This is a genomic window from Streptomyces sp. NPDC000983 (genome assembly GCF_040299205.1).
Taxonomy (GTDB): domain Bacteria; phylum Actinomycetota; class Actinomycetes; order Streptomycetales; family Streptomycetaceae; genus Streptomyces.
The window spans coordinates 23,591-42,288 of the sequence record NZ_JBEPBM010000021.1; the positions used below are offsets into that span (position 1 = coordinate 23,591).

Annotated in this window: 19 protein-coding genes; 18 read left to right on the forward strand and 1 reads right to left on the reverse strand. The window is 71.2% G+C overall.

Annotation, left to right across the window (positions count from 1 at the left end; genetic code table 11):
• Positions 1-41 precede the first annotated feature (41 nt).
• The 7 genes from aroC (at position 42) to nusB (ending at position 6,114) form a co-directional block, all read left to right on the forward strand.
• Complete coding sequence (aroC, locus tag ABT296_RS23535; RefSeq protein WP_351930426.1) at positions 42-1,226, forward strand: chorismate synthase; 1,185 nt, start codon at positions 42-44, stop codon at positions 1,224-1,226.
• Positions 1,223-1,741 (forward strand): shikimate kinase, encoded by a 519-nt coding sequence (locus tag ABT296_RS23540; RefSeq protein WP_351930428.1) that lies wholly within the window; start codon positions 1,223-1,225, stop codon positions 1,739-1,741. The genes aroC and ABT296_RS23540 overlap by 4 nt, the downstream gene beginning before the upstream one ends.
• A complete protein-coding gene (aroB, locus tag ABT296_RS23545) occupies positions 1,738-2,829 on the forward strand; it encodes a 3-dehydroquinate synthase (protein ID WP_351930430.1) in 1,092 nt (363 codons plus the stop codon). Before ABT296_RS23540 ends, aroB begins: the two co-directional genes overlap by 4 nt.
• 163 nt (positions 2,830-2,992) lie before the next feature.
• On the forward strand, positions 2,993-3,862 hold the full coding sequence (locus ABT296_RS23550; RefSeq protein WP_351930432.1) for a Pro-rich N-terminal domain-containing protein: 870 nt from the start codon (positions 2,993-2,995) through the stop codon (positions 3,860-3,862).
• A 90-nt stretch (positions 3,863-3,952) separates the two neighbouring features.
• Positions 3,953-5,059 (forward strand): aminopeptidase P family protein, encoded by a 1,107-nt coding sequence (locus ABT296_RS23555; RefSeq protein WP_351930434.1) that lies wholly within the window; start codon positions 3,953-3,955, stop codon positions 5,057-5,059.
• A gap of 51 nt (positions 5,060-5,110) precedes the next feature.
• Complete coding sequence (efp, locus tag ABT296_RS23560) at positions 5,111-5,677, forward strand: elongation factor P (RefSeq protein ID WP_015661807.1); 567 nt, start codon at positions 5,111-5,113, stop codon at positions 5,675-5,677.
• A gap of 2 nt (positions 5,678-5,679) precedes the next feature.
• Positions 5,680-6,114, forward strand: coding sequence for a transcription antitermination factor NusB (gene nusB / locus ABT296_RS23565; protein ID WP_351930436.1), 435 nt, complete (start codon positions 5,680-5,682; stop codon positions 6,112-6,114).
• Between the two features lie 241 nt (positions 6,115-6,355).
• Here the strand turns inward: nusB and bldD are convergent, their stop codons facing one another.
• Positions 6,356-6,856 carry a transcriptional regulator BldD gene (bldD, locus tag ABT296_RS23570; RefSeq protein WP_351930438.1) on the reverse strand — a complete coding sequence of 167 codons (501 nt, stop codon included), beginning with the start codon at positions 6,854-6,856 and terminating at the stop codon, positions 6,356-6,358.
• A gap of 252 nt (positions 6,857-7,108) precedes the next feature.
• Between bldD and pyrR the strand changes: the two genes are divergently transcribed.
• From pyrR to rpoZ, 11 genes are all read left to right on the forward strand, one after another.
• The gene (gene pyrR, locus ABT296_RS23575) at positions 7,109-7,666 is read left to right on the forward strand and encodes a bifunctional pyr operon transcriptional regulator/uracil phosphoribosyltransferase PyrR (RefSeq protein ID WP_351930440.1); all 558 of its coding nucleotides are present in this window, start codon (positions 7,109-7,111) and stop codon (positions 7,664-7,666) included.
• A gap of 84 nt (positions 7,667-7,750) precedes the next feature.
• A complete protein-coding gene (locus ABT296_RS23580; RefSeq protein ID WP_351930442.1) occupies positions 7,751-8,728 on the forward strand; it encodes an aspartate carbamoyltransferase catalytic subunit in 978 nt (325 codons plus the stop codon).
• Between the two features lie 4 nt (positions 8,729-8,732).
• A complete protein-coding gene (locus ABT296_RS23585; RefSeq protein WP_351930444.1) occupies positions 8,733-10,019 on the forward strand; it encodes a dihydroorotase in 1,287 nt (428 codons plus the stop codon).
• A complete protein-coding gene (locus ABT296_RS23590) occupies positions 10,016-10,576 on the forward strand; it encodes a PH-like domain-containing protein (RefSeq protein WP_351930446.1) in 561 nt (186 codons plus the stop codon). Before ABT296_RS23585 ends, ABT296_RS23590 begins: the two co-directional genes overlap by 4 nt.
• Entirely contained in the window at positions 10,573-11,715 is a 1,143-nt protein-coding gene (gene carA / locus ABT296_RS23595; RefSeq protein ID WP_351930448.1) for a glutamine-hydrolyzing carbamoyl-phosphate synthase small subunit, read from the forward strand. Before ABT296_RS23590 ends, carA begins: the two co-directional genes overlap by 4 nt.
• A complete protein-coding gene (gene carB, locus ABT296_RS23600) occupies positions 11,708-15,016 on the forward strand; it encodes a carbamoyl-phosphate synthase large subunit (RefSeq protein WP_351930450.1) in 3,309 nt (1,102 codons plus the stop codon). The genes carA and carB overlap by 8 nt, the downstream gene beginning before the upstream one ends.
• 68 nt (positions 15,017-15,084) lie before the next feature.
• Positions 15,085-16,191, forward strand: coding sequence for a quinone-dependent dihydroorotate dehydrogenase (locus ABT296_RS23605; RefSeq protein ID WP_351930452.1), 1,107 nt, complete (start codon positions 15,085-15,087; stop codon positions 16,189-16,191).
• A complete protein-coding gene (gene pyrF, locus ABT296_RS23610) occupies positions 16,188-17,030 on the forward strand; it encodes an orotidine-5'-phosphate decarboxylase (protein WP_351930454.1) in 843 nt (280 codons plus the stop codon). Before ABT296_RS23605 ends, pyrF begins: the two co-directional genes overlap by 4 nt.
• A 332-nt stretch (positions 17,031-17,362) precedes the next feature.
• Positions 17,363-17,686, forward strand: a complete 324-nt coding sequence (locus tag ABT296_RS23615; RefSeq protein ID WP_003977346.1) for an integration host factor — start codon at positions 17,363-17,365, stop codon at positions 17,684-17,686.
• 59 nt (positions 17,687-17,745) lie between these two features.
• Positions 17,746-18,339 (forward strand): guanylate kinase, encoded by a 594-nt coding sequence (gmk, locus tag ABT296_RS23620; RefSeq protein WP_351930455.1) that lies wholly within the window; start codon positions 17,746-17,748, stop codon positions 18,337-18,339.
• Between the two features lie 50 nt (positions 18,340-18,389).
• Complete coding sequence (rpoZ, locus tag ABT296_RS23625; protein ID WP_030785847.1) at positions 18,390-18,659, forward strand: DNA-directed RNA polymerase subunit omega; 270 nt, start codon at positions 18,390-18,392, stop codon at positions 18,657-18,659.
• Positions 18,660-18,698: the final 39 nt, after the last annotated feature.

Consider the following 18,698-nt stretch of genomic DNA (forward strand, 5'->3'; position numbering starts at 1 on the left):
TACGAAGAGCAGTACCAGGGCGCGAGCACTGAGGAGCATCGTTGAGCAGGTTGCGCTGGCTGACGGCGGGGGAGTCCCACGGCCCCGCACTCGTGGCGACGCTGGAGGGCCTCCCGGCCGGCGTGCCGATCACCACGGAGATGGTGGCGGACCACCTGGCCCGGCGCCGGCTCGGCTACGGCCGCGGTGCGCGGATGAAGTTCGAGCGCGACGAGGTCACCTTCCTCGGCGGCGTCCGGCACGGCCTCACCCTCGGCTCCCCGGTGGCGGTCATGGTGGGGAACACCGAGTGGCCGAAGTGGGAGCAGGTCATGTCGGCCGACCCCATCGATCCCGAGATCCTCGCCGGACTCGCCCGCAACGCCCCGCTGACCCGGCCCCGACCGGGCCACGCGGACCTCGCGGGCATGCAGAAGTACGGCTTCGACGAGGCCCGGCCGATCCTGGAGCGCGCCTCGGCGCGTGAGACGGCGGCCCGGGTGGCGCTCGGCGCGGTGGCGCGGTCTTACCTCAAGGAGACCGCCGGCATCGAGATCGTCAGCCATGTCGTGGAGCTGTGCTCGGTGAAGGCGCCGCAGGGCGTCTACCCGACCCCGGCCGACGTGGACCGGCTCGACGCCGACCCGCTGCGCTGCCTCGACGCCGACACCTCCAAGGCGATGGTCGCGGAGGTCGACCAGGCCCACAAGGACGGCGACACCCTCGGCGGCGTGGTGGAGATCCTGGCCTACGGCGTGCCGGTCGGCCTCGGCTCGCACGTCCACTGGGACCGCAAGCTGGACGCCCGGCTCGCCGGCGCGCTCATGGGCATCCAGGCCATCAAGGGCGTGGAGCTCGGCGACGGCTTCGAGCTGGCCCGGGTGCCCGGCTCCAAGGCGCACGACGAGATCGTGAACACGCCCGAGGGCATCAGGCGGGTCTCCGGCCGCTCCGGCGGCACCGAGGGCGGTCTGACCACCGGTGAGCTGCTGCGCGTCCGCGCCGCGATGAAGCCCATCGCGACCGTGCCGCGGGCCCTGCAGACCGTGGACGTCACCACCGGCGAGGCCGCCCAGGCCCATCACCAGCGCTCCGACGTCTCCGCCGTCCCGGCCGCGGGCATCGTCGCCGAGGCCATGGTGGCCCTGGTCCTCGCGGACGCGGTGGCGGAGAAGTTCGGCGGCGACAGCGTGGCCGAGACCCACCGCAACGTGACCTCCTACCTCGACAACCTGGCCATCCGATGAGCACCGCGCCGGTCGTCGTCCTGGTCGGCCCGATGGGCGTCGGCAAGTCCACCGTCGGGCAGCTGCTCGCCGAGCGGCTCGGGGTCGGCTACCGGGACACCGACGACGACATCGTGGCCGAGCAGGGCAGGACCATCGCCGAGATCTTCGTCGACGAGGGCGAGCCCGCCTTCCGCGCGATCGAGAAGGAGGCCGTGCGCCGCGCCCTCGGCGAGCACGACGGCGTCCTCGCCCTGGGCGGCGGCGCGATCCTCGACGAGGGCACCCGCGCGTCCCTCGCCGGGCTGCGGGTCGTCTACCTCTCGATGGACGTCGAGGAGGCGGTCAGGCGCACCGGCCTCAACGCGGCCCGTCCGCTGCTCGCGGTCAACCCGCGCAAGCAGTGGCGCGAGCTGATGGACGCGCGGCGGCACCTGTACGAGGGGATCGCCACCGCGGTGGTCGCCACCGACGGCCGTACGCCCGAAGAGGTCACCCAAGTCGCCCTGGACGCACTGGAGTTGAAGGACGCATGACTGAGGCAGTGACGAGGATCCAGGTCGGCGGCACGGCAGGCAGCGAGCCCTACGAGGTCCTGGTGGGCCGTCAGCTCCTCGGTGAGCTGGGCGGGTTGATCGGCGACCGGGCCAAGCGGGTCGCGGTCATCCACCCCGAGGCGCTCGCGGAGACCGGCGAGGCCCTGTGCGCCGACCTCGCGGACCAGGGCTACGAGGCGGTCGCCATCCAGGTGCCCAACGCCGAGGAGGCCAAGACCGCCGAGGTCGCCGCCTACTGCTGGAAGGCGCTCGGCCAGTCCGGCTTCACCCGCACCGACGTCGTCGTCGGCGTCGGCGGCGGCGCCACCACGGACCTCGCGGGCTTCGTCGCGGCGACCTGGCTGCGCGGGGTGCGCTGGATCGCCGTCCCCACCACGGTGCTGGCGATGGTCGACGCGGCCGTCGGCGGCAAGACCGGCATCAACACCGCCGAGGGCAAGAACCTCGTCGGCGCCTTCCACCCGCCCGCCGGCGTCCTGTGCGACCTGGCCGCGCTGGACTCCCTCCCGGTCAACGACTACGTCTCCGGGCTGGCCGAGATCATCAAGGCCGGCTTCATCGCCGACCCGGCGATCCTGGAGCTCATCGAGTCCGACCCCGAGGCCGCCCGCACCCCCGCCGGCCCGCACACCGCCGAGCTGATCGAGCGCTCGATCCGGGTCAAGGCCGAGGTCGTCTCCTCGGACCTGAAGGAGTCGGGTCTGCGCGAGATCCTCAACTACGGCCACACCCTGGCCCACGCCATCGAGAAGAACGAGCGCTACAAGTGGCGGCACGGCGCCGCGGTCGCCGTCGGCATGCACTTCGCCGCCGAACTGGGCCGGCTGGCCGGCCGGCTGGACGACGCGACCGCCGACCGGCACCGCGCCGTCCTGGAGGCGGTCGGCCTTCCCCTGCACTACCGCTACGACCAGTGGCCCAAGCTGCTGGAGACCATGAAGGTCGACAAGAAGTCCCGCGGCGACCTGCTGCGCTTCATCGTCCTGGACGGTCTGGCCAAGCCCACCGTCATGGAGGGGCCCGACCCCGCGGTGCTCCTCGCCGCGTACGGCGAAGTGGGGCAGTAAGTCCGCCGGGGCGGCGAACGCCCGATTTTCCCTGTGCCCAGGGGCACTTCGGACCGCCCTCGGCCGTTCACCAAACGACGGCCGGGGGCGGTACCGTTCGGTAGGGAGCGGGGCTCGCCCCACGACCAGAGCCCATGGCCCGTACGAGATGGAGTGGCACCGGATGCAGCACCCAGTGGGTCCTCCGCTGCCGCCGCCCCACCGGCCGGGGCACGGACCGGCCGCCGGCTGGTCCCCGGCCGCACAGCACCAGGGCCCACCGCAGCAGCAGGGCCCGCCGCACCCCGGCCCCCACCAGGGTGCCGCCCCCGTGCCCCCGCCGCCCGCGGCGCCGGGCTTCACCGGGCCGCCCCCCGGACCGGTTCCGCCCCCGCACCAGCACGTACCGCCGCACCCGGACACCACCGGCCATGTGCCGCTGCCGCCCGGCGGACCGGTCGCCGTGCCGAGCACCCCGGCCGCGCCGGACCCCTCGGGCACGACCCTCGCGGTGCTGCTCATCGGCCCGGCGGGCGCCGGGAAGACCAGCGTCGCCAAGTACTGGGCCGACCACCGCCGGGTCCCCACCGCCCACATCAGCCTCGACGACGTCCGCGAATGGGTCCGCTCCGGCTTCGCCGACCCCCAGTCGGGCTGGAACGACCACTCCGAGGCCCAGTACCGCCTGGCCCGCCGCACCTGCGGCTTCGCCGCCCGCAACTTCCTGGCCAACGGCATCTCCTGCATCCTCGACGACGCCGTCTTCCCCGACCGGCCGGTGGTCGGCCTCGGGGGCTGGAAGCGTCATGTGGGCCCCGGGCTCCTCCCGGTGGTCCTGCTGCCGGGCCTGGAGATCGTCCTGGAGCGCAACGCCGAACGCTCCGGCAACCGCCGCCTCACCGACGAGGAGGTCGCCCGTATCCACGGCCGCATGGCCGGCTGGTACGGCTCGGGGCTGCCGATCATCGACAACTCCCAGCTGGACGTGGCGCAGACGGCACAGGTGCTGGACGAGGTGCTGGCGCGGTCGATAGCGAGCCCGCCCAGCTGGTAGGCCCCTTCCCGGGGTGCCGAAGCCCCCAGGGGCACCCCCACTCGGCTCTCCCGACCGGCGCCCCGCCCGCACAGCTCCTACGCTCGTTCTATGTCAGAGGTGTACGCCACCCGCCGCTCCCGGCTCCGGGACCGCTGCCAGGCCGGCGGCAGCGACTCCGCGCTGGTCACCCGCCCCGCCAACGTCCGCTACCTCGCGGGCGCGGCCCCCCGGGGTGCGGCCCTGCTGATCGGTCCCACCGAGGACGTCCTGGTGTGCACCGGACCGCCGGACGAACGCCCCGGCGACGGACGCCCGGACGACGCCCTGCGGCTGCACATACTGTCCGGCGCCGTGGGCGACGCGGCGGTGGCCGCCGCCGACTTCGCCGAGGTGCAGCACGCCGAGTCGCTCGCCGTGGAGGAACACCACCTCACCGTGGCCCGGCACCGGGCGATCCGCTCGGTCGCCCCGCGCATCCGCCTCGCCGACCTCGGCGCGGCCGTGGAGCAGCTCAGGGTCGTCAAGGACGAGGAGGAGATCTCCTGTCTGCGCATCGGCGCCGAGATCGCCGACCAGGCCCTCGGTGAACTGCTGGAGTCGATCCTCGTCGGGCGCACCGAACGGCATCTCGCGCTGGAGCTGGAGCGTCGGCTGGTCGACCACGGCGCCGACGGCCCCGCCTTCCCGACCTCCGTGGCCACCGGACCGCACTCCGGCAGACGCGGCCACCGGCCCACCGACCGGCGGGTGGAGGAGGGCGACTTCCTCTCCGTGTGCCTCGGCGCCGGCTACCGCGGCTACCGCTGCGAGATCGGCCGCACCTTCGTCATCGGCACCTCCCCGGCCGACTGGCAGATCGAGCTGTACGACGTCGTCTTCGCCGCTCAGCGGGCGGGCCGGGAGTCCCTCGCACCCGGCGCCGCCTACCGGGACGTGGACCGCGCGGCCCGCCAGGTGCTGGACTCCGCGGGGCACTCCGAGGGGCTGTCCCCGCTCACCGGTCACGGCGTCGGACTCGAAATCGACGAGGACCCGCAGTTGGCTCCCGCGGCCATGGGTAAACTGGACGCTTGCGTGCCGGTCACCGTCGAACCGGGGGTCCACCTCCCGGGCCGGGGCGGCGTCCGGATCGATGACACGCTCGTCGTCCGCCCCGAGGCGGACGGCGGACCCGAGCTACTCACCATCACGACCAAGGAGCTGCTCGCCCTCTAGGCAGGTGCGTGCACCGGGGTCGTCCACGTCAGTCCAGGAGATTCCGCAACCGTGGCTTCCACGAACGACCTCAAGAACGGCATGGTGCTCAAGCTCGAAGGCGGCCAGCTGTGGTCCGTCGTCGAGTTCCAGCACGTCAAGCCCGGCAAGGGCCCGGCCTTCGTGCGCACCAAGCTCAAGAACGTGCTCTCCGGGAAGGTCGTCGACAAGACCTTCAACGCCGGCGTGAAGGTCGAGACGGCCACCGTCGACAAGCGCGACATGCAGTTCTCCTACATGGACGGCGAGTACTTCGTCTTCATGGACATGGAGACCTACGACCAGCTGATGGTCGACCGCAAGGCCGTCGGCGACGCCGCCAACTTCCTGATCGAGGGCTTCACCGCCACCGTGGCGCAGCACGAGGGCGAGGTGCTCTTCGTGGAGCTGCCGGCCGCCGTCGAGCTCGTCATCCAGGAGACCGAGCCCGGTGTCCAGGGTGACCGCTCCACCGGTGGCACCAAGCCCGCCACCCTGGAGACCGGCCACCAGATCCAGGTCCCGCTCTTCATCACCACCGGTGAGAAGATCAAGGTCGACACCCGCACCAGCGACTACCTCGGCCGGGTGAACAGCTAACCGTGGCCGCTCGCAACACGGCCCGCAAGCGCGCCTTCCAGATCCTCTTCGAGGGCGACCAGCGCGGCGCCGACGTCCTGACGGTCCTCGCGGACTGGATCCGGCTCTCCCGGGCCGACACCCGGCAGCCGCCGGTGAGCGAGTACACGATGCAGCTGGTCGAGGGCTACGCGGAGCACGCGCGGCGCATCGACGACCTGATCGCCCAGTACTCGGTCGGCTGGACGCTCGACCGGATGCCGGTCGTCGACCGCAATCTGCTGCGGCTCGGCGCCTACGAGCTGATCTGGGTCGACGAGACCCCGGACGCCGTCGTGCTGGACGAGATGGTGCAGCTGGCCAAGGAGTTCTCCACGGACGAGTCGCCCTCCTTCGTCAACGGCCTCCTCGGCCGTCTGAAGGAGCTCAAGCCCTCGCTGCGCCGGGACGAGGCGTAGGAAGGCGCCGAGGCGTCAAGGGCACCCGACATCGTCTGAGGGCCCGCAGCGACACGCTGCGGGCCCTCAGACATGTCCGGGGGCGGACGGGGCCGGACGGGACTGGATGGGCGCCCCAGAGGCCCCACAGGCCCCACAGGCCCCAGAGGCGCCCGACGCTCCCGTGAACGACGCCGGGGCGGCCGGAACCCCTCGGTTCCGGCCGCCCCGGCGGCACGTTTCTGCTCAGTCGGCAGAAGGCTCAGCTCTCGTCGTGGGACACCGCGCGACGGGCGTCGGCGTCCAGCACACCCCAGTTGATCAGCTGCTCGGTGAGGACCGAGGGGGACTGGTCGTAGATGACGGCGAGTGTGCGCAGGTCGTCCTGGCGGATCGAGAGCACCTTGCCGTTGTAGTCACCGCGCTGGGACTGGATCGTCGCGGCGTACCGCTGGAGGGGACCCGCCTTCTCGGCCGGTACGTGCGCCAGCCGCTCCAGGTCCAGGACCAGCTTCGGCGGCGGCTCGGCGGCCCCGCCCGGAGTGGTGCCGGGCAGCAGCTCCTGCACCGGAACGCCGTAGAAGTCCGCCAGCTCGGCAAGGCGCTGCACGGTCACGGCACGGTCGCCGCGCTCGTACGAACCGACCACCACGGCCTTCCAGCGACCCTGGGACTTCTCCTCGACACCGTGGAGGGAAAGGCCCTGCTGGGTGCGGATGGCCCGGAGCTTGGCCCCGAGCTGTTTGGCGTATTCGCTGGACATATGGCTCCCCGGACACTGTGTCGACGCGGCCGGCCGTCTTCCTGCCGCGCGGCTGGTAACTCACTGTGAGGTTACGCAGCGTGACTCTCATGCGTCAAGCCGAATGGTCCACACCGACTCTTCCGTGGTGGTGACGGTCGACTGGGCCAAGGGGGTGATCCGGGTCCGTTTTCCGGCCTGCTACGGTGGATGACGTTAACCCGACGTCCTTTAAGGTCCGTCCCGTGAGGCGGAGAAGGAGGTCCTTCTCGTATGGACACGCACACGTCCGATGCGCGGCCCGTTCTCGAGGGTCCCGACATCGCGCGGGTACTGACCCGCATCGCCCACGAGATCGTCGAACGCGCCAAGGGCGCCGACGACGTGGTGCTCCTAGGCATTCCGACCCGGGGCGTCTTCCTCGCCCGGCGGCTCGCCGACAAGCTCCAGGAGATCACCGAGCGCACCATCCCGGTCGGCTCGCTGGACATCACCATGTACCGCGACGACCTGCGCATGCACCCGCCCCGCGCGCTCGCCCGCACGGAGATCCCCGGTGACGGCCTCGACGGCCGCCTCGTCGTCCTCGTCGACGACGTCCTCTTCTCCGGCCGCACCATCCGCGCCGCCCTCGACGCGCTCAACGACATCGGCCGGCCGCGCGCCGTGCAGCTCGCCGTCCTCGTCGACCGCGGCCACCGCGAACTGCCCATCCGCGCCGACTACGTCGGCAAGAACCTCCCCACGTCGTTGCGGGAGACGGTCAAGGTCCAGCTCACCGAGGAGGACGGTCGCGACACCGTGCTGCTCGGTGTGAAGCCGACCCAGTAGCGGCCCGGGGCGCACGCACCGCCCCGGTGCGCCCCCGCCTGCCCGGAATCTCCCGAACCTGAACTGCCTTACGGAGCCTGACAGATGCAGCGTCATCTCATCTCGGCCGCCGACCTCACCCGCGACGACGCCGTCCAGATCCTCGACACCGCCGAGGAGATGGCCCGGGTGGCCGACCGGCCCATCAAGAAGCTGCCCACCCTGCGCGGCCGGACCATCGTCAACCTCTTCTTCGAGGACTCCACGCGCACCCGGATCTCCTTCGAGGCGGCCGAGAAGCGGCTGTCCGCGGACGTCATCAACTTCACCGCCAAGGGCTCCAGCGTCTCCAAGGGCGAGTCCCTGAAGGACACCGCCCAGACCCTGGAGGCCATGGGCGTCGACGCCGTGGTCATCCGGCACGGCGCCTCCGGCGCGCCCTACCGGCTCGCCAACTCCGGCTGGATCGACGCCGTCGTCATCAACGCCGGTGACGGCACCCACCAACACCCCACCCAGGCGCTGCTGGACGCCTTCACCATGCGCCGCCGGCTCGTCGGCCGGGACGCCGGGCTCGGCCAGGACCTCGCGGGCAAGCGGATCACGCTCGTCGGAGACGTCCTGCACAGCCGGGTCGCCCGCTCCAACGTCGACCTGCTGCACACCCTGGGCGCCGAGGTCACCGTCGTCGCCCCGCCCACCCTGGTGCCGGTCGGCGTCGAGACCTGGCCCTGCGCGGTCTCGTACGACCTCGACGCCGTACTGCCCAAGTCCGACGCCGTGATGATGCTCCGGGTCCAGCGGGAGCGGATGAACGCCGCGTTCTTCCCGACCGAGCGCGAGTACTCGCGGCGCTACGGACTCGACGGCGAACGCATGGCGAGGATGCCCGAGCACGCCATCGTGATGCACCCCGGCCCGATGGTCCGCGGCATGGAGATCACCGCCGAGGTCGCCGACTCCGACCGCTGCACCGTCGTCGAGCAGGTCGCAAACGGAGTCTCCATCCGGATGGCCGTCCTGTACCTGCTGCTGGGCGGCAACCAGCCCGCCGTCACCCACACCCGCGTCGAGGAGAAGTAAGACCATGAGCAAGATCCTGATCCGTGGTGCGAAGGTGCTCGGCGGCGAGCCGCAGGACGTGCTGATCGACGGCGCCGTCATCGAGGCGGTCGGCACCGGTCTCTCCGCCGAGGGCGCCGAGGTCGTCGAGGCCGCCGGCAAGGTGCTGCTGCCGGGCCTGGTCGACCTGCACACCCATCTGCGCGAGCCCGGGCGCGAGGACTCCGAGACCGTGCTGACCGGCACCCGCGCGGCCGCCTCCGGCGGCTACACCGCCGTGTTCGCCATGGCCAACACCTTCCCCGTCGCCGACACCGCTGGCGTCGTCGAGCAGGTCTACCGGCTCGGCCAGGAGCACGGCTACTGCGACGTCCAGCCCATCGGCGCCGTCACCGTCGGCCTGGAGGGCCGCAAGCTCGCCGAGCTGGGCGCGATGCACGAGTCGGCCGCCGGGGTCACCGTCTTCTCCGACGACGGCAAGTGCGTCGACGACGCCGTGATCATGCGCCGGGCGCTGGAGTACGTGAAGGCCTTCGGCGGGGTCGTCGCCCAGCACGCCCAGGAGCCGAGGCTGACCGAGGGCGCCCAGATGAACGAGGGCGTCGTCTCCGCCGAGCTGGGACTCGGGGGCTGGCCCGCGGTGGCCGAGGAGTCGATCATCGCCCGGGACGTGCTGCTCGCCGAGCACGTCGGCTCCCGCGTCCACATCTGCCACCTGTCGACCGCCGGGTCCGTGGAGATCGTGCGCTGGGCCAAGTCCCGCGGCATCGACGTCACCGCCGAGGTCACCCCCCACCACCTGCTCCTCACCGACGAACTCGTCCGCAGCTACAACCCCGTGTACAAGGTGAACCCGCCGCTGCGCACCGAGCGGGACGTGCTGGCGCTGCGCGAGGCCCTCGCCGACGGCACGATCGACATCGTGGCCACCGACCACGCCCCGCACCCGCACGAGGACAAGGACTGCGAGTGGGCCGCCGCCGCCATGGGCATGGTCGGCCTGGAGACCGCGCTGTCGGTGGTGCAGGAGACCATGGTGGACACCGGGCTCCTCACCTGGGCCGGGGTCGCCGACCGCATGTCCTTCAGGCCCGCCGGGATCGGGCGGGCCACGGGCCACGGACGTCCCGTCTCGGCTGGTGAGCCCGCCAACCTCACGCTCGTCGACACGGCATACCGTGGGTCCGTGGACCCCGCGGGCTTCGCCTCGCGCAGCCGCAACACCCCGTACGAGGGGCGTGAGCTGCCGGGCCGTGTGACGCACACGTGGCTGAGGGGCAAGGCCACGCTCGTCGACGGGAAGCTCACGTGACACCTGTAACCCTGCTCGCGCTCGAACAGAAGTCGGCCGAGGTCACCGACTGGGCGGCCCGGATCGGCTGGCTGGTCGGACTGGCCCTCTTCGTCGCGCTCGTCTACTGGCTGATGCGCGAGGGCTGGAAGTGGCGCGGCACGCTCCAGGGCGACCTGCCCGAGCTGCCCGGCGCGCCGTCGGAGCCGGGCGAGGCGACACTGACCATGAGCGGCCGCTACCACGGTTCCACCACCGCCGGACAGTGGCTGGACCGCATCGTGGCGCACGGCCTGGGCACCCGCAGCCGGGTCGAGCTCACGCTGACCGACGCGGGCCTGGACGTCGTACGCCCCGGGGCGAACGACTTCTTCGTCCCGGCCGGACAGCTGCGCGAGGCCCGGCTCGACAAGGGCATCGCCGGCAAGGTCCTCACCGAGGGCGGCCTGCTCGTCGTGACCTGGGCGCACGGCGACCGGCTGATCGACTCCGGCTTCCGCTCGGACACGGCCGCCGAGCACACCGAATGGGTCGACACCCTGAACCAGATGATCAACAACACGGAAGGCGCACGATGACGACCTCCACAAGGGGAACCACGAAGGTTCCCGCCGTCCTCGTCCTGGAGGACGGCCGGATCTTCCGCGGCCGCGCCTACGGGGCCGTGGGGGTGACCTTCGGCGAGGCCGTGTTCTCCACCGGCATGACCGGCTACCAGGAGACCCTCACCGACCCGTCGTACCACCGCCAGGTCGTCGTGATGACCGCCCCGCACGTCGGCAACACCGGCGTCAACGACGAGGACCCCGAGTCCAAGCGCATCTGGGTCGCCGGCTACGTCGTGCGCGACCCCGCGCGCGTGCCCTCCAACTGGCGCTCGAAGCGCTCGCTGGACGAGGAACTGCGCGGCCAGGGCGTCGTCGGGATCTCCGGCATCGACACCCGCGCCCTCACCCGCCACCTGCGCGAGCTCGGCGCCATGCGCGTCGGCATCTTCTCCGGCAACGCCCTGCCCGACGAGGGCACCATGCTCGCCGAGGTCCGCCAGGCCCCCGAGATGAAGGGCGCCGACCTCTCCGCCGAGGTCGCCACCAAGGAGACGTACGTCGTCCCCGCGGTCGGCGAGAAGAAGTTCACCGTCGCCGCCGTCGACCTCGGCATCAAGGGCATGACCCCGCACCGGATGGCCGAACGCGGCATCGAGGTGCACGTCCTGCCCGCCACCGCGACCGTCGAGGACGTCTACGCGGTCTCCCCGGACGGCGTGTTCTTCTCCAACGGTCCCGGCGACCCGGCCACCGCCGACCACGCCGTCTCCGTCATGCGGGGCGTGCTCGAGCGGAAGACCCCGCTCTTCGGCATCTGCTTCGGCAACCAGATCCTGGGCCGCTCGCTCGGCTTCGGCACCTACAAGCTGAAGTACGGCCACCGCGGTATCAACCAGCCCGTGCAGGACCGTACGACCGGCAAGGTCGAGGTCACCGCGCACAACCACGGCTTCGCCGTCGACGCCCCGCTCGACAAGGTGTCCGACACCCCCTACGGCCGCGCCGAGGTCTCCCACGTCTGCCTCAACGACAACGTGGTGGAGGGCCTCCAGCTGCTCGACCAGCCGGCCTTCAGCGTCCAGTACCACCCGGAAGCGGCGGCGGGCCCGCACGACGCGGCCTACCTGTTCGACCGTTTCGTCTCCCTGATGGAGGGCCAGCGTGCCTAAGCGCACCGATATCCAGTCCGTCCTGGTCATCGGCTCCGGCCCGATCGTCATCGGCCAGGCCGCCGAGTTCGACTACTCCGGCACCCAGGCGTGCCGAGTGCTCAAGTCCGAGGGCCTGCGCGTCATCCTCGTCAACTCCAACCCGGCGACGATCATGACCGACCCGGAGATCGCCGACGCCACCTACGTCGAGCCGATCACCCCGGAGTTCGTCGAGAAGATCATCGCCAAGGAGCGCCCCGACGCCCTGCTGCCCACCCTGGGCGGCCAGACGGCGCTGAATACCGCGATCTCGCTGCACGCGGCCGGCACCCTGGACAAGTACGGCGTCGAGCTCATCGGCGCCAACGTCGAGGCCATCAACAAGGGCGAGGACCGCGACCTCTTCAAGGACGTCGTCGAGGCCGTCCGCGGCAAGATCGGGCACGGCGAGTCCGCCCGCTCGGTGATCTGCCACTCCATGGACGACGTCCTCCAAGGAGTCGACACGCTCGGCGGCTACCCGGTCGTCGTCCGCCCCTCCTTCACCATGGGCGGCGCCGGCTCCGGCTTCGCGCACGACGAGGAGGAGCTGCGCCGCATCGCCGGACAGGGCCTCACCCTCTCGCCGACCACCGAGGTGCTCCTGGAGGAGTCCATCCTCGGCTGGAAGGAGTACGAGCTGGAGCTGATGCGCGACAAGCACGACAACGTCGTGGTCGTCTGCTCCATCGAGAACTTCGACCCCATGGGCGTGCACACCGGTGACTCCATCACCGTCGCCCCGGCGATGACGCTGACCGACCGCGAGTACCAGGTGCTGCGCGACGTCGGCATCGCGATCATCCGCGAGGTCGGCGTCGACACGGGCGGCTGCAACATCCAGTTCGCGGTGAACCCCGAGGACGGCCGCGTGATCGTCATCGAGATGAACCCGCGCGTGTCGCGGTCCTCGGCGCTCGCGTCCAAGGCGACCGGCTTCCCCATCGCCAAGATCGCCGCCAAGCTCGCCGTCGGCTACACCCTCGACGAGATCCCCAACGACATCACGCGGGAGACCCCGGCCTCCTTCGAGCCCACGCTCGACTACGTGGTCGTGAAGGCCCCGCGGTTCGCCTTCGAGAAGTTCCCCTCCGCCGACTCCACCCTCACCACCACCATGAAGTCGGTCGGCGAGGCCATGGCCATCGGCCGCAACTTCACCGAGGCCTTCCAGAAGGCGCTGCGCTCGCTGGAGCGCAAGGGCAGCCAGTTCACCTTCGTCGGCGAGACCGGCGACAAGGAGGAGCTGCTGCGCGAGGCCGTACGCCCCACGGACGGCCGGATCAACACCGTCATGGAGGCCATCCGCGCGGGCGCCACGCCCGAGGAGGTCTTCGAGTACACGAAGATCGACCCCTGGTTCGTCGACCAGCTCTTCCTCATCAAGGAGACCGCCGACGAGCTGGCCGAGGCCGCCGAGCTGACCCCCGAACTGCTCGCCGAGGCCAAGCACCACGGCTTCTCCGACCAGCAGATCGGTGAGATCCGCGGCCTGCGCGAGGACGTCGTCCGCGAGGTCCGGCACGCGCTCGGCATCCGCCCGGTCTACAAGACCGTCGACACCTGCGCCGCCGAGTTCGCCGCGCGGACGCCGTACTTCTACTCGTCCTACGACGAGGAGACCGAGGTCGCCCCGCGCGAGAAGCCCGCGGTGATCATCCTCGGCTCGGGCCCCAACCGCATCGGCCAGGGCATCGAGTTCGACTACTCCTGCGTCCACGCCTCCTTCGCGCTGAGCGACGCCGGGTTCGAGACCGTGATGGTCAACTGCAACCCGGAGACCGTCTCCACCGACTACGACACCTCCGACCGGCTCTACTTCGAGCCGCTCACCCTGGAGGACGTGCTGGAGATCGTCCACGCCGAGGCCCAGGCCGGCCCGATCGCGGGCGTGATCGTGCAGCTCGGCGGGCAGACCCCGCTGGGCCTGGCGCAGGCGCTCAAGGACAACGGCGTGCCGGTCGTGGGCACCTCCCCGGAGGCGATCCACGCCGCCGAGGACCGCGGTGCCTTCGGCCGCGTGCTGAAGGAGGCCGGCCTCCCGGCCCCCAAGCACGGCACCGCCACCACCTTCGCCGAGGCCAAGGCCATCGCCGACGAGATCGGCTACCCGGTCCTCGTCCGGCCCTCCTACGTCCTCGGCGGACGCGGCATGGAGATCGTCTACGACGAGACCCGGCTGGAGTCCTACATCGCCGAGTCGACCGAGATCAGCCCCACCCGGCCGGTCCTCGTCGACCGCTTCCTGGACGACGCCATCGAGATCGACGTCGACGCCCTCTACGACGGCGAGGAGCTCTACCTCGGCGGCGTGATGGAGCACATCGAGGAGGCCGGCATCCACTCCGGCGACTCCGCGTGCGCGCTGCCCCCGATCACCCTCGGCGGCTTCGACATCAAGCGCCTGCGCGCCTCGACGGAGGCCATCGCCAAGGGCGTCGGCGTCCGCGGCCTGATCAACATCCAGTTCGCGATGGCGGGTGACATCCTCTACGTCCTGGAGGCCAACCCGCGCGCCTCGCGCACCGTCCCCTTCACCTCGAAGGCCACCGCGGTGCCGCTCGCCAAGGCCGCCGCCCGGATCTCGCTCGGCGCGACCGTCGCCGAACTGCGGGCCGAGGGGCTCCTGCCGCGCACCGGCGACGGCGGCGAGCTGCCCCTGGACGCCCCGATCTCCGTCAAGGAGGCCGTCATGCCGTGGTCGCGCTTCCGCGACATCCACGGCCGCGGCGTCGACACCGTCCTCGGCCCGGAGATGCGCTCCACCGGCGAGGTCATGGGCATCGACTCCGTCTTCGGCACGGCGTACGCCAAGTCCCAGGCCGGCGCCTACGGCCCGCTGCCCACCAAGGGCCGCGCCTTCATCTCGGTGGCCAACCGGGACAAGCGCTCGGTGATCTTCCCCGCGCGGGAGCTGGTCGCGCACGGCTTCGAGCTGCTGGCCACCTCCGGCACCGCCGAGGTCCTCAAGCGCAACGGCATCAACGCCGCCGTGGTGCGCAAGCAGTCCGAGGGCACCGGCCCGAACGGCGAGAAGACCATCGTCCAGCTCATCCACGACGGCGAGGTCAACCTCATCGTCAACACCCCGTACGGCACCGGTGGCCGCCTCGACGGCTACGAGATCCGCACCGCCGCCGTGGCGCGGTCCGTGCCGTGTCTGACGACCGTGCAGGCGCTCGCCGCCGCGGTACAGGGCATCGACGCCCTCAACCACGGTGACGTCGGCGTCCGTTCGCTCCAGGAACACGCCGAACATCTGACCGCGGCCCGCGACTAGCAGCCAAGAGGGGGACACCGGAAACGGTGTCCCCCTCTTGGCGAGCACACCACTTCCCGGTGAGGAACATGTACAAGATCTTCTTCAACCTCGTCTTCAAGCGGATGGACCCCGAGCGGGCGCACCACCTGGCCTTCCGCTGGATCCGGCTCGCCGCCCGCGTCCCCGTCCTGCGCACCTTCGTCGCCGCGGTCCTCGCACCCCGGTACAAGGAGCTGCGGACCGAGGCGTTCGGGCTGCGGATGCACGGCCCCTTCGGGCTCGCCGCCGGTTTCGACAAGAACGCCGTCGCTGTCGACGGCATGGCGATGCTCGGCTTCGACCACGTCGAGATCGGCACCGTCACCGGTGAGGCGCAGCCGGGCAACCCCAAGCAGCGGCTGTTCCGGCTGGTGCCGGACCGGGCGCTGATCAACCGGATGGGCTTCAACAACGAGGGCTCGCTGGCCGTCGCCGCCCGCCTCGCGACCCGTACGCCGGTCTTCCGGACCGTCCTGGGCGTCAACATCGGCAAGACCAAGGTGGTCCCGGAGGCCGACGCGGCCGCCGACTACGTGCAGTCCACCGAGCGGCTCGCGCCGTACGCCGACTACCTGGTCGTGAACGTCTCCTCCCCGAACACGCCCGGGCTGCGCAACCTCCAGGCGACCGAGTCGCTGCGCCCGCTGCTGACCGCGGTGCGCGAGGCCGCCGACCGCACCGTCCGCTCCCGCCGGGTCCCGCTCCTGGTCAAGATCGCGCCGGACCTCGCCGACGAGGACGTCGACGCCGTCGCCGACCTGGCCGTCGAACTCGGCCTGGACGGCATCATCGCCACCAACACCACCATCGCGCGCGAGGGGCTCGGACTGGCCTCCGCGCCGGAGCTGGTCCAGGAGACCGGCGGTCTGTCCGGCGCCCCCCTCAAGGAGCGCTCCCTGGAGGTCCTGCGCCGCCTCTACGCGCGCGTGGGCGACCGGATCACCCTGGTGGGCGTCGGGGGCGTGGAGAACGCCGAGGACGCCTGGCAGCGCATCCTGGCCGGCGCCACCCTGGTCCAGGGCTACAGCGCCTTCATCTACGAGGGCCCCTTCTGGGCCCGCGCCGTCCACAAGGGGCTCGCCGCCCGCCTGCGCACCAGCCCGTACGCCACCCTCGCCGACGCGGTCGGCGCCGACGTGAGGAACGCCGCATGACCCTCGAACCCTTCGGCGCGCGGCTGCGCCGTGCCATGGACGAGCGGGGCCCGCTGTGCGTGGGGATCGACCCGCACGCCTCCCTGCTCGCCGAGTGGGGCCTGAACGACGACGTCGCCGGCCTGGAGCGGTTCAGCCGCACGGTCGTCGAGGCGATGGCCGACCGGGTCGCCGTGCTGAAGCCGCAGAGCGCGTTCTTCGAGCGCTTCGGCTCGCGCGGGGTGGCCGTGCTGGAGAAGTCGGTCGAGGAGGCCCGGGCGGCCGGGGCGCTGGTGGTGATGGACGCCAAGCGCGGTGACATCGGCTCGACCATGGCCGCGTACGCCGAGTCGTTCCTGCGCAAGGACTCCCCGCTCTTCTCGGACGCGCTGACCGTCTCGCCCTATCTCGGTTACGGCTCGCTCTCGCCCGCCGTGGCGCTGGCCCGGGAGAGCGGTGCCGGGCTGTTCGTGCTGGCGCTGACCTCCAACCCGGAGGGCGGCGAGGTCCAGCACGCGGTGCGGGCCGACGGGCGCACCGTGGGCGCGACCATGCTGGCCCACCTGGCGGCCGAGAACACGGGGGAGGAGCCGATGGGTTCCTTCGGCGCGGTCGTCGGCGCCACGCTCGGCGATCTGTCCTCCTACGAGCTGCGGATCAACGGGCCGCTCCTGGCGCCCGGCATCGGGGCCCAGGGGGCCACGCCCGCCGACCTTCCCCGGGTCTTCGGGGCGGCGGTGCGCAATGTCGTGCCCAACGTCAGCCGGGGGGTGCTGCGGCACGGACCCGACGCCGCGGCGCTCAGGTCGGCGGCGGAGCGCTTCGCCGAGGAGATCCGGGCGGCCGTGACGGCCGGGTGAGTCCCGGGGGAGGCCGGCCGAGCATATTTAGACGCTTGTTCGAGTGCTTCGGCGAGTGGCTCAGGGACGCCCTCCGTCTGAATACATTCTCAAATCCGGGGCGATATGTCTGAAATGTCTGCCCTGGCAGAGGCTGACCAGGACTTTTCCGCTGTTCTCGCTGACTCTGGCGAACTTGCCCGCTAGTCTCCGAGGCGTGGGGGCGCCTCCCACCCTCTCCGAGCAGTGGGGGGAGAGCGGGCAAGCGTGTTGCCCGTCGCCCCCCGGGTGAGGGGTGAATGGGTTCCTCACCGGTCCGTATCCGACAGTTCAACATCCGAGGTGACGTAGGCGTGGCTCTTCCGCCCCTTACCCCTGAACAGCGCGCAGCCGCGCTCGAAAAGGCCGCCGCGGCTCGCCGGGAGCGGGCCGAGGTCAAGAATCGACTCAAGCACTCCGGCGCCTCCCTCCACGAGGTCATCAAGCAGGGCCAGGAGAACGACGTCATCGGCAAGATGAAGGTCTCCGCGCTGCTGGAGTCCCTGCCGGGCGTGGGCAAGGTCCGCGCCAAGCAGATCATGGAGCGACTCGGCATCTCCGAGAGCCGCCGCGTGCGTGGCCTCGGCTCCAACCAGATCGCTTCCCTGGAGCGTGAGTTCGGCAGCACCGGTTCCTGATCCCGGCACTGCCGGGGAGGGAGTCCCGGGCACTCCGGGATTGCTGGAATAATCGCTGCATGGCTGCAACATTCCGGGGGACGACCCCCGAGCCCCCGGACGTACGTCCGCGGCTGACCGTGCTCTCCGGCCCCTCAGGGGTCGGCAAGAGCACGGTCGTCGCCCATATGCGCAAGGAACACCCCGAGGTCTGGCTCTCGGTGTCGGCGACGACCCGCAAGCCCCGCCCCGGCGAGAAGCACGGTGTCCACTACTTCTTCGTCACCGACGAGGAGATGGACAAGCTGATCGCCAACGGCGAGCTGCTGGAGTGGGCCGAGTTCGCCGGCAACCGCTACGGCACGCCGCGCGCGGCCGTGCTGGAGCGCCTGGAGGCGGGTGAGCCGGTGCTGCTGGAGATCGACCTCCAGGGCGCTCGGCAGGTCCGCGAGTCCATGGCGGAGGCGCACCTGGTGTTCCTGGCCCCTCCCTCCTGGGACGAGCTGGTGCGCAGGCTCACCGGTCGTGGCACCGAGCCGCCCGAGGTGATCGAGCGCCGCCTGGAGGCGGCGAAGGTCGAACTGGCCGCCGAGCCGGAGTTCGACGAGACCCTGGTCAACACCTCTGTCGAGGACGTGGCGCGCGAGCTGCTAGCCTTGATGGACGTTGTGTGATCGTGTCCGATCGCCTGACTGAATCTTTCCCATCCATCGGAAGGTAGAGCGTGTCCTCTTCCATCTCCGCGCCCGAGGGCATCATCAACCCGCCGATCGACGAGCTCCTCGAGGCCACCGACTCGAAGTACAGCCTCGTGATCTACGCGGCCAAGCGCGCCCGCCAGATCAACGCGTACTACTCGCAGCTCGGCGAGGGCCTCCTCGAGTACGTCGGTCCGCTCGTGGACACCCACGTCCACGAGAAGCCGCTCTCGATCTCCCTGCGCGAGATCAACGCGGGACTGCTCACGTCCGAGGCCATCGAGGGCCCGGCGTAGTAGTATTTGCTGCTCGCAGCAGACTTTTCCACAGGCCCG

Bases quoted from the DNA above. Each gene is read 5' to 3' on its own strand.
- ABT296_RS23540 (WP_351930428.1), top strand. From the start codon at position 1,223: ATGAGCACCGCGCCGGTCGTCGTCCTGGTCGGCCCGATGGGCGTCGGC.
- aroB (WP_351930430.1), top strand. From the start codon at position 1,738: ATGACTGAGGCAGTGACGAGGATCCAGGTCGGCGGCACGGCAGGCAGC.
- ABT296_RS23550 (WP_351930432.1), top strand. From the start codon at position 2,993: ATGCAGCACCCAGTGGGTCCTCCGCTGCCGCCGCCCCACCGGCCGGGG.
- ABT296_RS23555 (WP_351930434.1), top strand. From the start codon at position 3,953: ATGTCAGAGGTGTACGCCACCCGCCGCTCCCGGCTCCGGGACCGCTGC.
- bldD (WP_351930438.1), bottom strand. From the start codon at position 6,856: ATGTCCAGCGAATACGCCAAACAGCTCGGGGCCAAGCTCCGGGCCATC.
- pyrR (WP_351930440.1), top strand. From the start codon at position 7,109: ATGGACACGCACACGTCCGATGCGCGGCCCGTTCTCGAGGGTCCCGAC.
- ABT296_RS23580 (WP_351930442.1), top strand. From the start codon at position 7,751: ATGCAGCGTCATCTCATCTCGGCCGCCGACCTCACCCGCGACGACGCC.
- ABT296_RS23585 (WP_351930444.1), top strand. From the start codon at position 8,733: ATGAGCAAGATCCTGATCCGTGGTGCGAAGGTGCTCGGCGGCGAGCCG.
- carA (WP_351930448.1), top strand. From the start codon at position 10,573: ATGACGACCTCCACAAGGGGAACCACGAAGGTTCCCGCCGTCCTCGTC.
- ABT296_RS23605 (WP_351930452.1), top strand. From the start codon at position 15,085: ATGTACAAGATCTTCTTCAACCTCGTCTTCAAGCGGATGGACCCCGAG.
- pyrF (WP_351930454.1), top strand. From the start codon at position 16,188: ATGACCCTCGAACCCTTCGGCGCGCGGCTGCGCCGTGCCATGGACGAG.
- gmk (WP_351930455.1), top strand. From the start codon at position 17,746: ATGGCTGCAACATTCCGGGGGACGACCCCCGAGCCCCCGGACGTACGT.